We start from the raw sequence: 21,193 nt of genomic DNA, 5'->3' as shown, positions 1-21,193 counted from the left end.
TACAGTCACATCGGTAGCGAATGTGATGGCCTCTTCGCGAGCAGGCTCGCTCCCACAGGTTTTGCGGTGTAACGGGTTACGGCATCAGCACCGCACGCCGCGCATCACCGAGGATGTCGACGCCGTTGAGCACGAACTTCTGGGTGCGCACGTCGATGTCGATCACCGGTACGCCGTTTTCCAGGCGGTTGTAGGTACGGCAGGACAGCTCCAGGTTGGTCTTGGGTTTCTCCCCCATCTTCACCGCGGTTTCCTCAAGGGATTTCAGCTTGCCGCCAACGGTGTGGTAGGTGAACCAGGTGTTGCCATCCTGATCCTGACCGGCTTCACGCACGTTCAGCAGGATGTCGTCGCCCAGCTTCACACCCAGTGCGAGCATGACTTCGGCGCCGAGGCCTTGCAGGGTCAGCTTGGCGTTGAGCGCTTTGCCGCCCTTGGCCATTTCTTCGACGATGAAGCGGCCGCCACGCATTTCTTCCACGTCGAATTCGATCTTCGGCGGAGTGAATTCTTCAACGGTTGCCGACAACGGCAGGCCTTGCAGGGTGGCCGCGATGGCCTGTCTTACGCGGTTGGTAAACATTAGAGAACGTCCTCCAGGAACTGCTCGATGATTTCATCGCGGGCGTTGAGTTGATAAACCATGTGTTCGTTCGGCGCGTAGCGGCCGTAGTCGATGACCACGTACCAGGTGCCGTTCTTGTACTTCTCGACGCTGTTCAGTTCCGGGTGCAGATACACGCTGCCGCCAGGAATGGTTTCGTCGGCGACCAGGGTCTGCAGCCAGTCGTTGATGCGCTTGACCTCTTGATCCATGAACGACTTGGTGAGGTTCTTGGCCATGGCTTTCTGGCCGGCCTTGACCAGCTTGCGGCTGATCGCATCTTCGAGGCCGACGTAGCTGATGAACTTGCCGGTGATCGAGCGGTTACCCAGCAGCGAGAAGCCACCGAGCACGGTGCGGGCGTAGTAGCTGACGCCATAACGGTTGAGCAGATCGCCTTCGGTCGAAGTGTCGAGGATGTTGTATTCGACGACGCGGGAGACGTCTTCGGCGTAGGTCACCTGGTTACCAGGACTTTCCCATTGCTTGACCTTGGCCAGCGCGGCGATCGCCAGGCTGGATGGCGCGATGAAGACATTTTTCTTCGCCGCTTTCGAGTACACCGCCGGCATGTTGTGCACCACCAGGCAACGGTCGAAACCGAGATCAGCGCCGCCCAGTTCCTGGCTGTACAAGACTTGGTCAGCGACCGAGGCGTCCTTGCCATCGAGTACCACACGAGCCTTGATGCGCTTACCGAACGAGGCGAACTCGCTAGCCACCGCTTTGGTGCCGGTGAAGCCCGGCGCGCCGATGATGGTCAGGTCTTCCGGGACACTGCCCAGTGCGGCCAGACCGAGCTTGCGGCCAGTCGCCGGCTCAACGCCACCGATCACCGCGTTGACCGTGTCAGCCGGAGTCGCGCCCGCTTCGACGATCACCACGTACACCGGCACCTTGACCACTTTGAGGATCTGGTACACCGCGTGATACAGCGTGCCTTCTTCCGAACCGGTCGGATCGAGCAGCGCATGGGTGGTGAAGCTGTTGATGCGGAACGGTGCGTTACGCGGAATCAGCGGATCGGCCTTCGGCGCGGTGCCGACCAGACCGATGACGTTGTCACCCAGGCCACCCATGGCCTCGGGGGATTCAGTGGCATTGACGGTAATGCCGTTGTGCTCGAAGTTCAGAACCTCAGCCATGTTTAGTCAGCCTTCTTGGCAGCGGCCTTTTTGGCCTGGGTGGACGATGTTTTCAGTTCCAGTCGACCGGCGGTGTGCAAGGCACTGGCCTCGACGTCGAGCAGATCGAGGTCTTGACCGACGCTCGACCAGTGCCCACCACCGGTGGGGAATGGGACGAGCACGGTGTAGGTTTGGCGGGTTGCCATTTTTCGTTTCTCCATAAACGGGAAAGCCCCTCTTGGGGAGGGGCTTGGCGGGTGTTGAGTGTTTTATGAGGGAAAGAAAACGCTCCGGGTTCGGGGCGTTTGTTGAGTTGCCGGTTAAGGTTGAACCGGTGGGTACTTCAGGTATCAGGATCCACTTGGGTGACGAGCTCACGAATCAATGCACTCATCGGACTATCCGCGCTGCGAAAACACAGACGTACTACGCGCACCGTCAACCCTGCACACGATCAATCCCAGTCACCGTCGCCTGGAAAGCCTTGATTGCTTCGTCGGCGATCTGTCTGGCTTCATCGATTGCATCAACTGCAACCTTGGCCTTAATCAGTTCCTTCGCCTCCAGGCGCCTTTCCCGAATCAGGTATAGGGCCTCTGCGTAGCGGGCGGCTTCGATCAGGATGCCGTCGGCAGATTCTTGAGGCGTACGGCCTGCGATTGCCCAGGCAGCCACAGTGCGCGGTACCGCATCTGCGGGATAACCGGCGTCTTTGAACGCTTGTGCTTCGGCGGCCGTTCGTTCGTATTCGACCGCCCGGAGTGGATCGACTGCAACCATCCGCCGCGCCTGGTCGGCGGAGTTATCAATTCTCGCGCACAGGTCAGCAACGGTAGGCGCAGGCTCGCCGTCATGCTCCCATTGGCCTTTCCATTCGCCGGTATCACTGATTCGCTCACCTTTGAATCGCGGATTCCAGCAAGGTTGAGGCAATTGGACAGCCGTCCAGTTTTCGGCCCCGGCCGGGGCATCGGTGGCGTAGAGAAATAGCCCGGTTTGATCAATGACAAAAATCATGCTGCCCCCTTAAGCCGCTTGAACGCAGAAACTGAACTGGCAGCGATAGCCACTCACACCCGACGCCGATCCAATCGAGTAGTCCAGGACAACCTCGCCCGTGGTTTCCGCGCGCCACGACAACAAACCGAACCCAAGCTGGCCACTGGTCGCCCAACCGCCTGCGCCGCTCACTCTGCTGAGGGGTCGAAAGCCCGGTGGAAGCGTGAACATGACCAATGCATCGGTACCGCTACTGACCCAGCGGGCAACATCGAGGCACACATAGATATTGCCATTGGCTCTCCAGTATCGGGAGGAATGGTTGTCGGTGAAGCCGTTGATAAAGGCTGGAACCTGGAGGCTAGCCGCAGAGAAGTTCGCGAAAGAAGTGCTGACAACGCTGTTGGTCTGGCCTTGGGTATAGCTATCGACAATTCCGTAGCCCGCCAACGTATTGGGTTTTCCTGAGCTGATCTTGCTCCAGTCCAGAGCGGGAACATCCGATGCAATCAGGTTCCCGCCGCTGGTAGCCAACCCTTTGGCATTGACGGCAATTTTTGTGTAAGTACCGGCAGAAACGCCCGAGTCGGCCAGCGCCAGTGAAATGTTTGCGTTTGCCGAGCCGTCAAACGAAGTGCTACCGCTAGCCGCGCCGGAAATGGCAATACTGCGCGCCGTTTCAAGCTTGCGAGCCGCTACCGCCGTTGCGTTGATGCCAAGGGCGTCAGTGATCCCGAAGCCGGCCAGGGTCGCGGGGTTGGCCCCAGCCGTCGCTCGACCATACTCATCGACCGTCAGACTCTTGTAAGTCCCGGCAGCAATCCCGGTGCGACCGGCGAGCATCTTGAACGTCAGCGCGGTGGTGCCCAGGATGACCGGCGCATTGGTGGTCAGGTGCCACAACGAATCACCGTTCGCAGTGCCCTCCTCGACCATGACCGTCAGCCCCGGCGTAACCTTGGCGTTGCTGTTGGCATCGGTCGCCCGCACCCAGTCGCCATTGGCGACGATCCACAGGCCGTTATCCTTGGCAAACGTCTGGCTCGGCAACAACACGCGGTCGCCAGCAATCACTGCAACGCCGTCAATCTGCTGCGCACCGGTCAAAACGACATTGCCCGTTGCAGCAACACGCACCGACTGCTTGCCATCCAGTTTGCCGAGCTCTTCGGCGAGGTAACTCATGACCCAGGCACGCGTGGCTTTGACGACGGTGTCATCAATTAACAACGTCACCAGCGACGCATTACTGGTCTCGAAAATCGAGCGAATGTAGAACTCTTTACCGGAACCCGACGTCGCCAGAACCGGTTTGAACGACTCCGGATATTTGACGATGGCGTAGAGAATCCCGGTATCAGTCCACAGCCCCGCTTCCCGCACATACCAACCGCCAACATCCGGCGGAATGGTCACTTCGGCGAGCAACCAGCTCGGGTTTTTCTCGTCCTGGAACAGTGCATTGAGCGGCCCGCGCCAGACTTCGCGTTTCAGAGCGGTGGCGGTGGCGGCCGGGTTGTAGACTGTGCCGCCGCCGTCACCGACGGAAATCTGCGTCAACTTGATCGGCGTGCCCGCGGCTTTGCATGCCGTTTCGTAGGCAATCCCTGCGTTGGTGAGCAGGGTGTAATAGTCAGCCATTCAGGCCCCCTGAGGATAAATAGTGGATGTTTCGACGGTGTACATACCGGCAGCCATGAACGCCTCTCCCGAGGTTTCAAGGCCTTCGATGAACACCGGATAAACCGTGGTCAGCTCGCCGCAGAACGTCGCGGCGCCGATGACGTGATTGCCGAAAGCACTCAAACCCACCGACACCGACAGCACATCGCGTTCGCTCTTGGCATCAGCCAGGCGTCGGTCGAGACGGGCGTCGATTTCTTCGCTGTAGGGTTGGTCGCTGAAGGCCCGTACAGAAAAACTGTAAGGCGCACCGGGCGGTGTCTGTTCGTACCAGGCGCGGATCTCGGGTCTTAATTGCAAACCCTTGGCGGCGTTTTCCAGTGCCTTGCGAGTGCCGGCCTGGCGTGCGGTGGGCCAGGCGAGTTCGACGGTCAGGCGTTTTTCCGCTTCCGGTGCAGCTGTGCTCCATTCAGCCACACCGCGATCCGCTGCCAGATACGGCAGAAATGCGACCGGGGTTTCTGCGGGGTTCATCAGTTCCGGGAACGGCGGCGCGATGCGATCCAGCAAGACGCCAAATCCTAGATCCAGACCTCGCTCAAGCGCAGAGCTGTTGGCAGGCAGCAGCGTCGGGCGCTGAGTTTTTTCACTCATAGCGTCAGCACCTCAACTTCGACCGCCGTGCAGTACGGCGCTTGAAACGCCGTAGTCACGATCGGCGTCAGCGGTTCAAGAATCTGCAGTTGCACGGCGCCGGCGCTATGTAGCGTGTAGTCGATCCAGCTCGGATCAACCCGGCCTTCGAGGCGATGGCAACTGTCGGCGTAGGCCTGCAATTGCTGCTGTGCGGCGACTTTGGTCAGACCCGAATCCGGGCCGGAATTGATCTTGGCGACGACGCGGATCTTATAGCGCTGAATGTCAGCAGCCTTGACGGTGACGAGGTCGGTTTCAGGTCGCACATCCGGTCGAGCGAAGTGCTGACGGACGCCGTCAAGCAACGACACGGAAGGTGTGCCATCGCCGTCGCGGGACAGCACAGTGACCTGCACTTCGCCCGGCGCGGTGCGCCGAGCATTGCCATCCTTGACCTGCGCGGCGAGGCCGTCCGGGTTGAAGGTGTAGGTGACATTCAACACACCCGCCTCAGTGGATTCGACTTGCACCGTCGGACGCTCGCCGAGGGTGAAAACTTCGCGGCGATACTGCATCCGCGAACCTGCTGCCGGCGCATGCGGCGCCAGGTAATAACGCAGGCGGGCGTCGTCGTCGCTTTCGTAAATCGCTGGCACCGGCGGGAATGCCGCCGGGTCGCCGGGATCAAGCAACTGCCGCTCCAGGCCCATGTCCGCCAGCCGCGCATCAAGGTTGCTCCCCGTCGCCCACCACGCCAGCATCTGTTTGATGCGGGCGTTGTATTTGCGTTCGTGGGTTTGCAGCCGGACACAGAAAGCCTCAAGCGCCAGGGTCAGCAGTTCGCTTTCGTTTTCCAGGCTGGTCTTGAGTTTTGCGGCACTGTCCGGCGAACGCACACCGACGTATTCGATGACGAAAGTCTTGAACTCGGCGAGCAAGTCTTCGAAGGCTTCAACGGTGATCAGCGCGGGTTCGGCCAATTGGTTCTGGCCGGGGATCAACATGCTCATGTCACGACCTCGAAGGTTTGTTGACGGTTTTTCCAGATGCCGGCGAAGCGCAGCCGCAGACCGGCGCCCTGGCGGCTGGCGACGATCACTTGTGGCTGGAAATCGTCGATGCCGTTTTGCTTGTTGTAGAACGCCTGCGCGGCGTGGCTCTGGGCCAGAAGCAGAACGTCGTCACCGAGGTTCTGCCCCAGCAGCGTGGGGATCAACGATCCGTACAACGGGCGTTTTTGCCGGGTGCCCAGCGGTGTGGTCAGGGCCCGGGTCGCGCGCTGCACAAACTGCAGCCAGTCGTCGACCGTGGCCCCGCTGTCTCTATCGATTCCGATCATGTGGAGGCTCTTGAATCAGGGGCTGATGACACGGCCCTGGTGATCGACCAATGGACCGCTGAAGTGCACGCCAGAGGCGTCGATGGTCAGGCCGACGGCCCCCAGTTGCAGGGTGATCAGTTGCGGCGTCATCGCCAGTCGCGCCGGGCCGATGCTCAGTTCCAGCGACTCGCGAGAACCTCTGAAAGCCGCTGGGCCGTTTTGCCAGTGGAGGGTGTGCGTGGCATCGTCGTAGCCGCTTTCGCTGCCGTCGACATGAACCCGTCGCGTCAGCGTGGGGACAGTCGAAACGGGTGGAAAGCGATCACTGTTCAGGCCGAACAGGGCGACACTTTGTGCGCCACTTTCGCCGCTGCCGTAGTTGAACAGCAGACACTGCTCACCCACGGTCGGAATCCGCGACTCACTCTGTGCGCCGGCGCTGGGGTTGAAAAACTTGATCGCTGGCGTGAGCAAGCCACCGTGGCTGACCTGGCAGGTATTGCTCGCCGCATCGACTGTCTGGCAAATGCCGATGCGGCAGAAGCTTTCAGCGCGGCGGTGCAGGTCGTCGATTTCCGCTTCCATTTCGGCCAGGCGTTCGATGATCGGCCCCAGTTGCATGCGCAATAACGCGTCGAACATCGGTCAGGCCTCCAGCGCGGTGTATTGGTCTGGATCGTCGATGTTGCTGACTTCCCAGGTGCGGGCGAATTTCGGTGTGCCCAGTGGATCATCGAGCAAGGTCGGGCCGAGGTAGAGGGTCTGGTTGAACGTCAGGGTCCAGGCCTTGAATTGCTCGCCGAACAATGACGGCAAGCCATCGATGTTGGTCGGCAAATCACATTGATCACCGGGCAAGTTCCAGCGGTTATCAGTGATCAGGTTTTTCAACACGGCAATCAGATCGCACGCTGCAAACGCGGTTGCAGAAAGCGCCGGGACGACTTGCAGCGACACCGTCATGACATGAGCGATGCGCCCGTCAGCGGCACGCCATCCTGATGCATTGCGGTCGAAGTCGATCAGCACCCAGGCCTGATCGCCTGGCGCCGTGAAATCGTCGCGACTGCCGACGCTGATATTGAGTTCGGCGGTGTTGCGCAGTGTCGTCGCGATGGCTGTGAACAGTTGCGACGGCTGCTGGATCGGTGTGGGCATACATGACCTCCTTTTCAATCGTCCACGCGCAGCCCTGCCGCCCAAAGGGCGGCACGAATCACATTCGAGGTTAAGGCTGGTCGCGGGGTGGGACTTCGCAGACGCCGATGCGCTTGGCGGCCCAGCGTTCATAGAGACCTATGGCCACATCGGCCCCGGCCATTGCAGTCAGGCAACCAAACGCGCCAGCGGCCCAGATCGACATGCCGGCGGCATACAGCAGCATGATTGCCGACACGCCGCAGATCATGCAGGCGCCGGAGCGCAGGGCCAGGCGTCGCAGCAATGACCAGCCGCGTGCCCCCTCCTTGTCGGCGCGCCACATTTCGCCGGACACCCCGCCGACAACGGCAAGAAGGATGACCAGCCAGATCGGCATGTCCGCCAACGCTTGTTGCTCGTTTGTCATGTCACGCCTCCTGGTGTGATGGATGAATGGTGTGTATTGGGTTCAATCGGTTTCTCTTGAGGCAGGCATTCCAAAAAGCCCGGCGTTCGCACACCGGGCTTTTCAGTAATGCGCTCCTTCGCCTTCCTTCAAATCCTGTGTTCAAGAAGGAAGCTGACTTTTCGGCGCTACTGGCGCGGTACGAGTCCGTTCAAATTGTTTTTCCGACCGCGGTCCCTGCCCGCCGGATAACTGCTTCTGGTGCTTTACGCTGCACACCCGGGTCAGTTGCCAACCCTCTGAACCGTTGAGGCCGGTTCATCGCTGCCTGTTCTTGTGGAACTAAAGAGCTTTCTTGCCAGCCGCTTTGTCGAGCGGCTTGGTGGCAAGAATATGCATGTATGCATACCCAGTCAATGCGCAAATGCATTTATTTATGCATAGGAAATGCGCAGATGCATGGAAGCCCCGCAACTCAAGGGTTTGGCGGTTTCATCAAGGCGAAAAAAAACCCGCCTGCGAGGCGGGTTTATCTGAGAAGGGTCGGGTTAGCGGGCGTACATGCCCCACCAGAAGACGTGACCGAGGATGACGATTTGCTCCTCCTGGATTTCCTGGAAGCTGTAGTCCTCGTCCGGGTGTTCATCGCGATTGAAGCTGCGCAGACGAATGCCGGTCGGCAGGCGATAGAGTTGCTTCACGCGCAACTGGCCGTTGTGATTGATCGCGTACAGGTCGCCATCAATGATGTCGCCGATGCCGCACTTGCCGGCGTTGACGCCGACGGTGGCACCATCACGCAACACCGGCAACATGCTGTTGCCACGTACTGTCACGCATTTGGCCTGGTCGAACTGCACACCGTTATGGCGCAGGCTGCGCTTGCCGAAGCGCAGGCTAGAGCGCTCGCTCTCTTCGATGACGAATCTTCCTGATCCAGCAGCCAATTCAACCTCGCGAAGGAACGGCACCGATACTTCGTCATCATCGACCGGCGTATCGTCGTCCCACAGCATTATGTCCTTGAGTTCCGCGTGCACGTCATCACGCGCGGCACCGGCCGACGGCGCGACGTCCGCGCGCCCGCGCAATTGATCGGTACTCACGGCGAAGTATTCGGCGATCTTCGAGATGTGTTTATCCGAGGGATCGACGATCTTCCCGCTGAGAATCCGCGAGAGAGTGGATTGAGGCACGCCGGTGCGACGGTGGAGCTCCGTGGGGGAGATCCCGTGCTGGTCGAGCAGTGCTCTTAAGACGGAGGCTACGTTGCGTTTTTGCATAACGCGCATAGTGCTTGAAGTTATTCGCGAAGACAAATGCTGATTTGCATAAATCATGCATAAATACACTTTCCGATGAAGAAAGCCCTCACCCGGCCGCGATGCCTGCGTCCGACAGACTGCCCATGGTAACCTTGCGCCCATCGCGGAAAAGCCCGGCTTATGCCCTCGCTTTTGCCCTACATCTTTTAACGAGTTGCCTGACAATCCGATGAATAAAGCCGTCTCCGACCTGTCCTCCCACACCCCGATGATGCAGCAGTACTGGCGCCTGAAGAATCAGCACCCGGATCAGCTGATGTTCTACCGCATGGGCGACTTCTACGAGATCTTCTACGAAGACGCGAAGAAGGCGGCCAAGTTGCTCGACATCACCCTGACCGCGCGCGGACAGTCGGCGGGGCAGGCGATTCCGATGTGTGGGATTCCTTACCACGCGGCGGAAGGCTATCTGGCGAAGCTGGTGAAGCTTGGCGAGTCCGTGGTGATTTGTGAGCAGGTCGGCGATCCGGCCACCAGCAAAGGCCCGGTTGAGCGTCAGGTCGTACGGATCCTCACGCCGGGTACGGTCAGTGATGAAGCGCTGCTTGATGAACGCCGCGACAACCTGATTGCAGCCCTGCTGGGTGACGAACGTCTGTTCGGCCTTGCCGTGCTGGACATCACCAGCGGCAGTTTCAGCGTGTCGGAAATCAAAGGCTGGGAAAACCTGCTGGCGGAACTGGAGCGGATCAACCCGGTTGAGTTGCTGATCCCGGATGACTGGCCGAGGGATCTGCCAGCGGAAAAACGCCGTGGCGTCAGTCGTCGTGCGCCGTGGGATTTCGAGCGTGATTCAGCACTGAAAAGCCTTTGCCAGCAGTTCTCCACCCAAGACCTGAAGGGTTTTGGCTGCGAGAACCTGACCCTGGCCATCGGCGCTGCGGGTTGCCTGTTGGCCTACGCCAAGGAAACCCAGCGCACCGCCCTGCCCCACCTGCGCAGCCTGCGCCACGAACGTCTGGATGACACCGTGGTGCTGGACGGTGCAAGCCGTCGCAACCTCGAACTCGACACCAACCTGGCCGGTGGTCGCGACAACACCCTGCAATCAGTCGTTGATCGCTGCCAGACCGCCATGGGCAGCCGTCTGCTGACCCGTTGGTTGAACCGTCCGTTGCGCGATCTGACCGTACTGCTGGCGCGCCAGACCTCGATCACGTGCCTGCTCGATCGCTATCGTTTCGAAAAGCTGCAACCACAGCTCAAGGAAATCGGCGACATCGAGCGAATTCTCGCGCGGATCGGCCTGCGTAACGCACGTCCTCGTGACCTTGCTCGCTTGCGCGACGCCCTCGGTGCCCTGCCTGAACTGCAAGTGGCGATGACTGACCTGGAAGCACCGCACCTGCAAGGTCTGGCGACCATCACCAGCACCTACCCGGAACTGGCGGCACTGCTGGAAAAGGCCATCATCGACAATCCGCCGGCGGTGATCCGTGACGGCGGCGTGCTGAAAACCGGTTACGACAGCGAACTCGACGAGCTGCAATCGCTGAGCGAAAACGCCGGCCAGTTCCTCATCGATCTCGAAGCCCGCGAGAAAGCTCGCACCGGTCTTAGCCACCTGAAAGTCGGTTACAACCGCATTCACGGCTACTTCATCGAATTGCCGAGCAAGCAGGCCGAGTCGGCACCGGCGGACTATATCCGTCGGCAAACCCTGAAAGGCGCCGAGCGCTTCATCACGCCGGAACTGAAAGAGTTCGAAGACAAAGCCCTGTCTGCCAAGAGCCGTGCCTTGGCGCGCGAAAAGATGCTCTACGAGGCGCTGCTGGAAGACCTGATCAGCCAGTTGCCACCGCTGCAGGACACCGCCGGCGCGCTGGCCGAACTGGACGTGTTGAGCAACCTCGCCGAGCGTGCGCTGAATCTTGACCTGAACTGCCCGCGCTTCGTCAGCGAGCCGTGCATGCGCATCTCCCAGGGTCGTCACCCGGTGGTCGAGCAAGTGCTGACCACGCCGTTCGTGGCCAACGACCTGAGCCTGGATGACAACACCCGTATGCTGGTGATCACCGGCCCGAACATGGGTGGTAAATCCACCTACATGCGCCAAACCGCATTGATCGTGTTGCTCGCTCACATTGGCAGCTTCGTGCCCGCAGCCAGTTGCGAACTGTCGCTGGTCGACCGCATCTTCACTCGAATCGGTTCCAGCGATGACCTGGCCGGTGGCCGTTCGACCTTCATGGTCGAGATGAGCGAAACCGCCAACATCTTGCACAACGCTACCGAGCGCAGCCTGGTGCTGATGGACGAAGTCGGGCGCGGCACCAGCACCTTCGACGGTCTGTCGCTGGCATGGGCGGCGGCCGAGCGTCTGGCGCATCTGCGCGCGTATACGCTGTTTGCCACCCACTACTTCGAACTGACCGTGTTGCCGGAAGCCGAGCCACTGGTGGCCAACGTCCACCTCAATGCGACCGAGCATAACGAACGCATCGTCTTCCTGCACCACGTGCTGCCGGGACCTGCCAGCCAGAGCTACGGTCTGGCGGTGGCGCAACTGGCTGGTGTGCCAAGTGAAGTGATCGTGCGTGCCCGTGAGCACTTGAGCCGACTGGAAGAAACCGCTTTGCCGCATGAAGCGCCGAAACCTGCCGCCAAGGGCAAACCGGCGACGCCACAGCAAAGCGACATGTTCGCCAGCCTGCCACACCCGGTGCTCGATGAACTGGCTAAACTGGATCTGGATGACCTGACCCCGCGCCGAGCTCTCGAAATGCTCTATGCACTGAAGAACCGGATATAAGCACTAAAGAAGCGGATATAACGCAAACGGCTTCAAGCTGTTAGAATCTCGCGCGGTTTGGGATGCTGTTGGCTAATAGCCTGGCCAGCAGGTATCGCTCCCGAACCTGGCGACCCCAACCGTGAAGGGGCAACGCTGCCGCCGCCTGAGGAGAAAATTAGAAATGACCTTCGTCGTCACCGACAACTGCATCAAGTGCAAGTACACCGACTGCGTAGAAGTGTGTCCGGTGGACTGCTTTTACGAAGGCCCGAACTTCCTGGTGATTCACCCGGATGAGTGCATCGACTGCGCCCTGTGCGAACCGGAATGCCCGGCTGTAGCTATTTTTTCCGAGGACGAAGTTCCGGAAGAGATGCAGGAATTCATTCAACTCAACGTTGAGCTGGCTGAAATCTGGCCGAACATCACCGAGAAGAAAGAATCGCTGCCAGATGCCGAAGAGTGGGATGGCGTCAAAGGCAAGATCAAAGACCTCGAGCGCTGATCTGTCGCGCGTTCAATAAAAGGCCCCTCGCGGGCCTTTTTACTTTTCTGCAGGCAAAAAAAGGGGCGGTATGACCCGCCCACATTTTTTCCCTATTCCCTGTATTCCTTTTCATCGTCCTGATGAATCGCGTCCTGCGATGTCCGTTCCCCTCTTCCTTGAAGGGCGTGTCTGTCCGTCGACACAGCCCCGATACTAGAGAGTTCCCTGACAAGAGCAATCGGCTGCGGGTGCCGAAAAAGATTGTCATAAGCACTTAATGTTTAAAAATAAACATATAAAACAATAAGTTAAATTACGGCGATGTCCGTAATCGACGTCTGCCGTCTTGTAAAAATAGGGAACACTTACGAGAGAGTAAGCCAAGGCTTACACCCCGAGACTACAAAGGATGGAAATGCCAACCGTACGTCCGACAATGAAAAAGAGCGGCGAAATGCCCAGAAAATCGAGGCCAACAAAAAACCCCGAACCAGTCGGGGCTTCTTGCGGGCGAGCGTGTGAGGCGCTTACTGGAACAGCGACTCGCTCGACAGGCCATTCTTCTCGAGGATTTCACGAAGGCGCTTGAGGCCTTCTACCTGGATCTGCCGCACCCGTTCCCGGGTCAGGCCGATCTCCAGGCCTACATCTTCCAGCGTGCTGCTCTCGTGGCCGCGCAGACCGAAGCGGCGTACAACCACCTCGCGCTGCTTGTCGGTCAACTCCGACAGCCATTGATCGATGCTCTGCGACAGGTCGTCATCCTGCAGCAGTTCACAAGGATCGGTCGGACGATCGTCGGTAAGGGTGTCCAGCAGGGTTTTATCCGAATCCGGACCCAGCGAGACGTCGACCGAAGAAACCCGCTCGTTCAGGCCAAGCATGCGCTTGACCTCACCCACCGGTTTTTCCAGCAGGTTGGCGATTTCTTCGGGTGAAGGTTCGTGGTCGAGCTTCTGCGTCAGCTCCCGTGCAGCCCGCAGGTACACGTTGAGTTCCTTGACCACATGGATCGGCAACCGGATGGTCCGGGTCTGATTCATGATCGCGCGCTCGATGGTCTGACGAATCCACCAGGTCGCGTAGGTCGAGAAGCGGAAGCCGCGCTCGGGATCGAACTTTTCCACCGCCCGGATCAATCCGAGGTTGCCCTCTTCGATCAGATCCAGCAGCGACAGCCCCCGATTGACGTAACGCCGGGCGATTTTGACCACCAGCCGCAGGTTACTTTCAATCATGCGCTTGCGTCCGGCCGGATCGCCACTTTGCGACAGTCGCGCAAAATGAACTTCTTCTTCCGGAGAGAGCAGTGGGGAAAAGCCGATTTCGTTGAGATACAACTGCGTGGCATCAAGTGCACGCGTGTAGTCGATGTACTTATGTTGTTTAAGTGAAGCGGAGTGTTTGGATTTGGAACGAACGGAAGGTGGAGCAGCCCCTTCATCATTCGACATCGAAGATTCCGAATCGATGCCGGTCTCCATAAGGAGAACCTCATCGTCGATGTCAAACTCCGGCACTTCTTTACTGAGAGCCATTGTTATAGTCCTTTGGTGAGTTCGACCCCAAGCTCAAGCGACGCCTTTATCCTTGGCAGCGCTGGAGCCTGTCCCCTCTACGCGACGGAACAGGCTGGCTTACAAATCAACGTCTTGGCAGGAACTGCAGCGGATCTACAGGTTTACCTTGGCGGCGAATCTCAAAATGCAGTTTCACCCGGTCTGTACCCGTTGACCCCATTTCGGCAATTGTCTGTCCGACCTTGACCTGCTGTCCCTCCCGAACCAACAGCCTGCGGTTATGTCCGTAGGCACTGACGTAGGTTTCGCTGTGTTTGATGATGACTAATTCGCCGTAGCCCCTTAAGCCACTCCCGGCGTATACCACCGTCCCATCAGACGCAGCTAAAACAGGCTGTCCCAAATCTCCGGCGATATCAATTCCTTTATTCAAACTACCGTTTGAAGAGAATTTTCCAATCAGAATGCCATTAGATGGCCATCCCCAGCCGGTCGGGGCTGGGCCTGCCGGAGGCAACGGCGCGGGCGCTTGCTTGTTGGCGACGGACGGTACAGCCCCCGTAGAACCGGTGGTTGTAGTGGTCGTGGTGCCATTTGCCTGGCGCCGGATTACCGTGGTTTTACTCGACGAAGAAGGTGAAGAACTGCTGTTGCTCACCACCGCCGTCGGCGTTGAACCGGTGCGGCCGTCGAAGCGAATCGTCTGACCCGGATGGATCGTATACGGCGTAGGAATATTGTTCCGGGCCGCGAGGGCTTTGTAGTCCCAGCCGTAGCGAAATGCGATCGAAAACATCGTATCGCCCGGACGGACTACATATTGTCCGGTCGTCACCGTAGGACGCTGGGCCACCGCGTTGTTGCGATCGACCACCCGCACATTGCTCGATTTGGTGCTGGAGCAACCGACCAGCAAGGTGCTCAAGACAAGGCCAGTCACCAGGCGCTGAAAGCTCGTGTTACCCATACGCTGCGCAATGACTGTGAGACTCACCCGCCGCTCCCTTTGTGGTGGCTGAAAAATGTGGAATGCCGGATGTCGGCATGAGGTGTCGCAAGTATAACGGGCCGGATCGGCTTTACCTTTAATGAAGCGAAATCGCTTCACGCACACGTTTGCCATCTGACAATCTGCTGCGTTTAAACCATCGTTGCCCGAGTAAGACAGAGGCGAACGAAAGGAATTCAGCACGCGTAAACAAATGCTCAGGCCAGTGGCCCATTGAGCAACGGCACAAAACGGACAGCCCCGAGAACATGCCGGGAAAAGCCGTTTTCCTCACGCACGATCAGCAACAATTGCTGCACTTCCCCGGAGCCTACCGGAATCACCATGCGTCCGCCCGGAGCCAGTTGATCAAGCAAGGCTTGCGGTACATCCGTGGCCACGGCGGTGACGATAATGCCGTTATAAGGTGCCAGCGCCGGCCACCCTTCCCAACCATCGCCCCAGCGGAACACCACGTTGCGCAGGTTCAGTTCAACCAAACGTTCCTTGGCGCGATCCTGCAGTACCTTGATGCGCTCAACCGAGAACACCCGCTCAACCAGTTGTGACAACACCGCCGTCTGGTAACCGGAACCGGTGCCGATCTCCAGCACCTTATCCAGTGGGCCCGCCTCCAGCAGCAGCTCGCTCATGCGCGCCACCATATAAGGCTGGGAAATCGTCTGGTTATTGCCGATCGGCAGCGCCGTGTCTTCATAAGCACGGTGTGCCAGCGCTTCATCGACGAACAGGTGACGCGGCGTACGCCGGATCACTTCCAGCACCTTGGCGTTGGACACGCCCTCTTCGTACAGGCGCTGGATCAGCCGCTCGCGGGTACGCTGAGAGGTCATGCCGATCCCGCTGCGCAGCCTGTCTTCATGTTCACGGGCCATCAGCGCAGTCCCTCCAGCCAGCCATCGAGGCTTCTGAACGCATCGTTGAAGGTTCGATCGAGCTGCAACGGGGTGATGGAAACGTAGCCCTGCATCACCGCATGGAAGTCCGTGCCCGGGCCGCCGTCTTCGGCGTCGCCGGCTGCAGCAATCCAGTAACCGGCCTTGCCACGCGGATCGACCACTTTCATCGGCGCCGCCGCACGGGCGCGATGGCCGAGGCGGGTCAACTGAATACCGCGAATATGGTCGATCGGCAGATTGGGAATGTTCACGTTGAGCACCGTGCGCGGTGGCAGATCAAGCCCGGCATGGGCCTCGACCAGTTTGCGCGCAAAGTAGGCCGCTGTCGGCAGATTATCCACCTGCCGCGAGACCAGCGAAAAAGCGAACGACGGACGCTCGAGAAAACGTCCCTCAAGGGCGGCCGCCACTGTCCCGGAATACAGCACGTCATCGCCAAGATTGGCGCCGAGGTTGATCCCGGAAACCACCATGTCCGCCTCGCGCTCCAGCAAGCCGTTGAGGCCCAGGTGCACGCAGTCGGTCGGAGTGCCGTTGAGGCTGATAAAGCCGTTGGCCAGGTATTGCGGGTGCAGCGGACGGTCGAGCGTCAGCGAACTGCTGGCGCCGCTTTTGTCCTGCTCCGGGGCGATAACCACGCACTCGGTGTAATCCGCCAGCGCAGCATAAAGCGCGGCGAGACCGGGTGCGGTTACCCCATCGTCGTTAGAAATCAGAATACGCATGGGCTGTCCGTCTGCCCCACCGGCACCAGATCAACGAGTTCGCGCACCAATACGGTGGCGAAGCATCCGGCCGGGAGGACGAATTCCAGTTGCAGAATGTCAGGCTGGGGATAATGCCACGTCAACCCGCCAATGGGCAGCCGCAGGATGCGACGTTCGTGGCTCATACCGGCGTTGATCAACCAATCGCGCAGCTCTGCTTCACCGGCAGCAATCCCCTGCTCCAGATCATGGACAGCGCCTGCGGTCGGCGAGTCACCCTCGCCCCACTGCGGGCCGGTCGGATGCAGGTCAAGAATTGCCAGACGCGGGTCACTGCATTCAGCTTCTCCGGCCGGGAAAAAACTGCGGCTGTCGGTGAACGCGAGCAGGTCGCCGACCTGGGCTTTTTGCCAGGTGCCATCGGTCACTCGTGCGGCGAGCACCTTGTTGAAGAGAAAACTGCGCGCCGTCGAGAGCAGGCGCGAACGCACATTGCGTTGTTCCGGCAAGGCCTTGCGCGCCGCCCACGAACGCGCGTCAACGACGTTGCCGCCGTCGTGGCCGAAACGCTGGGCGCCGAAATAATTGGGGATGCCTTGTTGGGCTATCAGCTGCAGGCGCTGTTCAATTGCTGCTTTGTCGCCATCGAACTGAGTCAAACGCAAGGTGAAACCGTTGGCCGAATGCGCACCGCGTTGCAGTTTGCGTTTGTGGCGAGTGGTCTTGAGAATCTTCAGCGTGTCGTTTTCCGCCGCCGACAGATCCGGATCGGCCTTGCCCGGCAATTGCACGCTGAACCACTGGCGAGTCAGCGCCTGACGATCCTTGAGGCCAGCATAGCTCACCGTGCGCAACGGCACGCCGGCAGCCTTGGCGATACGCCGCGCAGCTTCTTCAGTGTTCAGGCCGCGTTTTTCGACCCAGATCCACAGGTGTTCGCCATCGCCGCTGAACGGAATATCGAGGACTTCATCGACCTGAAAGTCTTCAGCGATGGCTTTCAGTACCGCAGTGCCGAGGGGTTCACCATAGGCCCGCGGGCCGAGCAATTGCAGTTCGTTCATGCGCGCAGCAACAAGGCAACGGAGTGCACGGCGATACCTTCTTCGCGACCGACAAAGCCGAGCTTTTCGGTGGTGGTAGCTTTCACGTTCACTTGATCCAACTCAACTTGAAGATCCGCCGCGATCAGCGCGCGCATCGATTCGATATGCGGGGCCATTTTCGGTGCCTGGGCAACGATAGTGTTGTCGACATTGCCGACTTTCCAGCCTTTGGCATGGATCAGCGCGACCACATGACGCAGCAGCGCACGGCTGTCGGCGCCCTTGAATTGCGGGTCGGTGTCCGGGAAATGCTTGCCGATATCACCCAGCGCAGCGGCGCCGAGCAAGGCATCGCTCAAGGCGTGCAGCAGGACGTCACCGTCGGAATGAGCGAGCAGCCCGAAGCTGTGTGCGATGCGCACGCCGCCCAGAGTAATGAAATCGCCTTCAGCGAAACGGTGCACATCATAGCCGTGGCCAATACGCATAAAAAAACGCCCCGATTTTTGTCAGGGCGTGATTCTACCTGCATTAGTCCCGAAGGGCTTGTGCGTGATGCTGCAAGTGGTCGTCTATGAAGCTTGAGATGAAGAAATAGCTGTGGTCGTAGCCCGGTTGCAGGCGCAATGTCAGCGGATGACCCGCTTGTTTTGCCGCTTGTTGCAGAGCTTCGGGTTTGAGCTGGGTGGCGAGGAAGTCATCGCGATCCCCTTGATCGACCAGCAGCGGCAGTTTTTCATCCGCCTCGGCAATCAGTGCGCAGGCATCCCACTCTTTCCATTTGGAACGGTCTTCGCCCAGGTAGCGCGAAAAGGCTTTCTGACCCCATGGGCAATCCATCGGGTTGTTGATTGGCGAGAACGCCGACACCGATTGATAGCGTCCCGGGTTACGCAGCGCGCAGACCAGCGCACCGTGACCGCCCATGGAGTGACCGCTGATGCTGCGTTTGTCCGAGGCGGGGAAATGCGCTTCGACCAGTGCAGGCAACTCATGCACGACATAGTCATGCATACGATAGTGGCGCGACCAAGGTTCCTGCGTGGCATTCAGATAGAAACCGGCACCGAGGCCGAAATCCCACGCGCCATCCGGATCACCCGGCACATCCGGCCCACGGGGGCTGGTGTCCGGCGCAACGATGATCAGACCCAGTTCGGCAGCCATGCGCATCGCGCCGGCCTTTTGCATGAAATTCTCGTCGGTGCAGGTCAGGCCGGACAACCAGTACAGCACCGGCAACTTGCCGCCCTGCTCCGCCTGCGGTGGCAGGTACACGGCGAACACCATGTCGCAACCGAGCACGTCTGAGCGATGGCGATAACGCTTGTGCCAACCGCCGAAACTCTTCTGACAGGAGATGTTTTCCAGACTCATGTAAAGACTCCTACGCGGTCATGAGCGCAAGCCTTCAAGACTTGCGCCCATGTCGCCACGATTGATCAGAAATGAATGACGGTACGGATGCTCTTGCCTTCGTGCATCAGGTCGAAGGCCTTGTTGATGTCTTCCAGGCCCATGGTGTGGGTGATGAAAGTATCCAGCGGAATCTCGCCGCTCTGGGCCATGTCGACGTAGCTTGGCAACTCGGTACGACCGCGCACGCCACCGAATGCCGAACCGCGCCAGACGCGACCGGTGACCAACTGGAACGGGCGGGTAGCGATTTCCTGGCCAGCACCGGCCACACCGATGATCACCGACTCGCCCCAACCTTTGTGGCAGCACTCAAGGGCGGCGCGCATCAGTTGCACGTTGCCGATGCATTCGAAGGAGAAGTCGACGCCGCCATCGGTCATGTCGACAATCACTTCCTGAATCGGACGATCGAAATCTTTCGGGTTTACGCAGTCGGTAGCGCCGAGTTGTTTGGCGATCTCGAACTTGGCCGGGTTGATGTCGATGGCGATGATTCGCGCAGCCTTGGCTTTCACCGCGCCAATGACTGCGGACAAACCAATGCCGCCCAGACCGAAGATGGCCACGGTGTCACCGGGTTTGACCTTGGCAGTGTTGAGCACCGCACCGATACCGGTGGTGACGCCGCAGCCCAGCAGGCAAACCTTTTCCAGCGGCGCATCTTTAGAGATCCTGGCCACGGAGATTTCCGGTAACACGGTGTATTCCGAGAATGTCGAAGTACCCATGTAGTGGAAAATGGTTTCGCCCTTGTAGGAAAAACGCGAAGTGCCGTCCGGCATCAAACCCTTGCCCTGAGTCGCGCGAATCGCCTGACACAGGTTGGTCTTGCCCGACTTGCAGAATTTGCACTGGCCGCATTCCGGGGTGTACAGCGGAATGACGTGATCGCCCACCGCAACCGAGGTCACGCCTTCGCCGATCGCTTCGACGATGGCGCCGCCTTCGTGGCCGAGGATCGACGGGAAGATGCCTTCCGGGTCTGCACCGGACAGGGTGTAGGCATCCGTGTGGCAAACCCCGGAAGCCACCACGCGCAACAACACTTCACCGGCCTTGGGCATGGCGACATCGACTTCTACGATTTCCAGCGGCTTCTTGGCCTCGAAGGCAACGGCGGCGCGCGACTTGATCATGCTGACTCTCCAGTGAATCCATTGAATAAAAAACCAGACGGCCAGTGTAGTTCAACGCCAAATGATGAATAATCAGGACAAAAGCAAAACATTATTGCCATACAGGGATAATCCCGATGTCCGAAAGCCGCTGGGAAGGCATTGACGAGTTTGTTGCCGTTGCCGAATGCAGCCAGTTCACCGCCGCCGCCGAACGCCTTGGGGTTTCGTCCTCGCACATCAGTCGACAAATCGTACGGCTGGAAGAAAGACTTCAGACGCGCCTGCTCTATCGCAGCACACGCCGGGTGACGCTGACTGAGGCTGGGCAGACCTTCCTGCAACATTGCCAACGCTTGCAGGATGGCCGCGAAGAAGCCTTGCGTGCCGTCGGCGATCTGACCAGCGAACCGAAAGGCATGCTGCGCATGACCTGCGCGGTGGCTTACGGCGAGCGTTTTATCGTGCCGCTGGTGACGCGATTTATGGGCCTTTATCCACAGCTGCGCATCGATATCGAATTGAGCAATCGCCAGCTCGATCTGGTGCATGAAGGTCTGGATCTGGCGATTCGCCTGGGTCGTTTGCAGGACTCGCGATTGGTCGCGACACGCCTGGCGCCACGCCGAATGTATCTGTGCGCGTCACCGTCCTACGTCGAGCGGTACGGTCGCCCGCATAGCCTGTCGGAATTGAGTCGGCACAATTGCCTGATTGGCAGCTCGGACATCTGGCAGCTTGAGCAAAACGGGCGGGAGTTTTCCCAGCGGGTGCAGGGCAACTGGCGCTGCAACAGCGGGCAAGCGGTGCTGGATGCGGCGTTACAGGGGGTGGGGTTGTGTCAGTTGCCGGATTATTACGTGCTGGAGCATTTGCACAGCGGCGCGCTAATTTCGTTGCTGGAGGCGCATCAGCCACCAAATACGGCGGTGTGGGCGCTGTACCCGCAACAGCGGCACTTGTCGCCGAAGGTGCGCAAGTTGGTGGAGTTTCTCAAGGAAGGATTGGCTGAGCGGCCGGAGTATCGAAGCTGAGTGATGGGTTGCTCATGCGTCCGCCTTCGCGAGCAAGCTCGC

Annotated in this window: 23 protein-coding genes; 3 read left to right on the top strand and 20 right to left on the bottom strand. The window is 59.3% G+C overall.

The features are described 5' to 3' along the window. Window positions 1–76: 76 nt before the first annotated feature. The 12 genes from CLU80_RS19630 to CLU80_RS19575 all read right to left on the bottom strand — a co-directional run bounded on the left by CLU80_RS19630 (window position 77) and on the right by CLU80_RS19575 (window position 9,139). Window positions 77–583, bottom strand: coding sequence for a phage major tail tube protein (locus tag CLU80_RS19630; protein WP_016985055.1), 507 nt, complete (start codon window positions 581–583; stop codon window positions 77–79). Then, a complete protein-coding gene (locus CLU80_RS19625) occupies window positions 583–1,749 on the bottom strand; it encodes a phage tail sheath protein (RefSeq protein ID WP_099758138.1) in 1,167 nt (388 codons plus the stop codon). The genes CLU80_RS19630 and CLU80_RS19625 overlap by 1 nt, the downstream gene beginning before the upstream one ends. Window positions 1,750–1,751: 2 nt before the next feature. Continuing rightward, the gene (locus CLU80_RS19620) at window positions 1,752–1,937 is read right to left on the bottom strand and encodes a hypothetical protein (protein ID WP_099758137.1); all 186 of its coding nucleotides are present in this window, start codon (window positions 1,935–1,937) and stop codon (window positions 1,752–1,754) included. A 232-nt stretch (window positions 1,938–2,169) separates the two neighbouring features. Beyond that, window positions 2,170–2,748: a phage tail protein gene (locus tag CLU80_RS19615; RefSeq protein ID WP_099758136.1), complete on the bottom strand. Its 579-nt coding sequence runs from the start codon at window positions 2,746–2,748 to the stop codon at window positions 2,170–2,172. A 9-nt stretch (window positions 2,749–2,757) separates the two neighbouring features. Beyond that, complete coding sequence (locus CLU80_RS30280; protein ID WP_286079752.1) at window positions 2,758–4,371, bottom strand: phage tail protein; 1,614 nt, start codon at window positions 4,369–4,371, stop codon at window positions 2,758–2,760. Then, window positions 4,372–5,007: a phage tail protein I gene (locus tag CLU80_RS19605; protein WP_099758135.1), complete on the bottom strand. Its 636-nt coding sequence runs from the start codon at window positions 5,005–5,007 to the stop codon at window positions 4,372–4,374. It lies immediately after the preceding gene. After that, a complete protein-coding gene (locus CLU80_RS19600; RefSeq protein ID WP_099758134.1) occupies window positions 5,004–5,999 on the bottom strand; it encodes a baseplate J/gp47 family protein in 996 nt (331 codons plus the stop codon). Before CLU80_RS19600 ends, CLU80_RS19605 begins: the two co-directional genes overlap by 4 nt. After that, window positions 5,996–6,328, bottom strand: a complete 333-nt coding sequence (locus tag CLU80_RS19595; RefSeq protein ID WP_093436526.1) for a phage baseplate protein — start codon at window positions 6,326–6,328, stop codon at window positions 5,996–5,998. The genes CLU80_RS19600 and CLU80_RS19595 overlap by 4 nt, the downstream gene beginning before the upstream one ends. A gap of 15 nt (window positions 6,329–6,343) precedes the next feature. Next, window positions 6,344–6,952, bottom strand: a complete 609-nt coding sequence (locus CLU80_RS19590) for a phage baseplate assembly protein V (RefSeq protein WP_093436529.1) — start codon at window positions 6,950–6,952, stop codon at window positions 6,344–6,346. Window positions 6,953–6,955: 3 nt separating this feature from the next. After that, entirely contained in the window at window positions 6,956–7,468 is a 513-nt protein-coding gene (locus tag CLU80_RS19585) for a hypothetical protein (RefSeq protein WP_099758133.1), read from the bottom strand. A 70-nt stretch (window positions 7,469–7,538) separates the two neighbouring features. After that, on the bottom strand, window positions 7,539–7,877 hold the full coding sequence (locus tag CLU80_RS19580; protein WP_007908817.1) for a phage holin family protein: 339 nt from the start codon (window positions 7,875–7,877) through the stop codon (window positions 7,539–7,541). A 527-nt stretch (window positions 7,878–8,404) separates the two neighbouring features. Further along, window positions 8,405–9,139: an XRE family transcriptional regulator gene (locus CLU80_RS19575; protein WP_007908821.1), complete on the bottom strand. Its 735-nt coding sequence runs from the start codon at window positions 9,137–9,139 to the stop codon at window positions 8,405–8,407. 211 nt (window positions 9,140–9,350) lie between these two features. Here CLU80_RS19575 and mutS point away from each other — a divergent pair, with 211 nt between their 5' ends. Together mutS and fdxA are read left to right on the top strand one after the other, a co-directional pair. Beyond that, the gene (gene mutS, locus CLU80_RS19570) at window positions 9,351–11,933 is read left to right on the top strand and encodes a DNA mismatch repair protein MutS (protein ID WP_099758132.1); all 2,583 of its coding nucleotides are present in this window, start codon (window positions 9,351–9,353) and stop codon (window positions 11,931–11,933) included. Between the two features lie 163 nt (window positions 11,934–12,096). Continuing rightward, entirely contained in the window at window positions 12,097–12,420 is a 324-nt protein-coding gene (gene fdxA / locus CLU80_RS19565) for a ferredoxin FdxA (RefSeq protein WP_007908827.1), read from the top strand. A gap of 509 nt (window positions 12,421–12,929) precedes the next feature. Here fdxA and rpoS read toward each other — a convergent pair. From rpoS to CLU80_RS19520, 8 genes are all read right to left on the bottom strand, one after another. After that, window positions 12,930–13,940 (bottom strand): RNA polymerase sigma factor RpoS, encoded by a 1,011-nt coding sequence (rpoS, locus tag CLU80_RS19555; RefSeq protein WP_038357938.1) that lies wholly within the window; start codon window positions 13,938–13,940, stop codon window positions 12,930–12,932. Window positions 13,941–14,046: 106 nt separating this feature from the next. Next, window positions 14,047–14,916: a peptidoglycan DD-metalloendopeptidase family protein gene (locus CLU80_RS19550; protein ID WP_093436549.1), complete on the bottom strand. Its 870-nt coding sequence runs from the start codon at window positions 14,914–14,916 to the stop codon at window positions 14,047–14,049. Window positions 14,917–15,128: 212 nt separating this feature from the next. Continuing rightward, entirely contained in the window at window positions 15,129–15,764 is a 636-nt protein-coding gene (locus CLU80_RS19545) for a protein-L-isoaspartate(D-aspartate) O-methyltransferase (RefSeq protein WP_171057346.1), read from the bottom strand. Window positions 15,765–15,805: 41 nt separating this feature from the next. Next, window positions 15,806–16,555: a 5'/3'-nucleotidase SurE gene (gene surE, locus CLU80_RS19540; protein ID WP_007908831.1), complete on the bottom strand. Its 750-nt coding sequence runs from the start codon at window positions 16,553–16,555 to the stop codon at window positions 15,806–15,808. Then, on the bottom strand, window positions 16,543–17,601 hold the full coding sequence (gene truD / locus CLU80_RS19535; protein WP_099758130.1) for a tRNA pseudouridine(13) synthase TruD: 1,059 nt from the start codon (window positions 17,599–17,601) through the stop codon (window positions 16,543–16,545). The genes surE and truD overlap by 13 nt, the downstream gene beginning before the upstream one ends. Further along, on the bottom strand, window positions 17,598–18,071 hold the full coding sequence (ispF, locus tag CLU80_RS19530; protein ID WP_034149878.1) for a 2-C-methyl-D-erythritol 2,4-cyclodiphosphate synthase: 474 nt from the start codon (window positions 18,069–18,071) through the stop codon (window positions 17,598–17,600). The genes truD and ispF overlap by 4 nt, the downstream gene beginning before the upstream one ends. Window positions 18,072–18,114: 43 nt before the next feature. Further along, a complete protein-coding gene (gene fghA / locus CLU80_RS19525; RefSeq protein ID WP_093436555.1) occupies window positions 18,115–18,960 on the bottom strand; it encodes an S-formylglutathione hydrolase in 846 nt (281 codons plus the stop codon). A 65-nt stretch (window positions 18,961–19,025) separates the two neighbouring features. Continuing rightward, window positions 19,026–20,138: an S-(hydroxymethyl)glutathione dehydrogenase/class III alcohol dehydrogenase gene (locus tag CLU80_RS19520; RefSeq protein ID WP_093436558.1), complete on the bottom strand. Its 1,113-nt coding sequence runs from the start codon at window positions 20,136–20,138 to the stop codon at window positions 19,026–19,028. Window positions 20,139–20,254: 116 nt separating this feature from the next. Between CLU80_RS19520 and CLU80_RS19515 the strand changes: the two genes are divergently transcribed. Beyond that, window positions 20,255–21,151 (top strand): LysR family transcriptional regulator, encoded by an 897-nt coding sequence (locus CLU80_RS19515; RefSeq protein WP_093436561.1) that lies wholly within the window; start codon window positions 20,255–20,257, stop codon window positions 21,149–21,151. Window positions 21,152–21,193 lie beyond the last annotated feature (42 nt).

The sequence above is a fragment of the Pseudomonas sp. 29 genome (assembly GCF_002754355.1).
Lineage (GTDB): Bacteria > Pseudomonadota > Gammaproteobacteria > Pseudomonadales > Pseudomonadaceae > Aquipseudomonas > Aquipseudomonas neuropathica.
The sequence above is the reverse complement of the archived record's forward strand: the minus strand, read 5'-3'. Positions and strand labels throughout refer to the sequence as shown.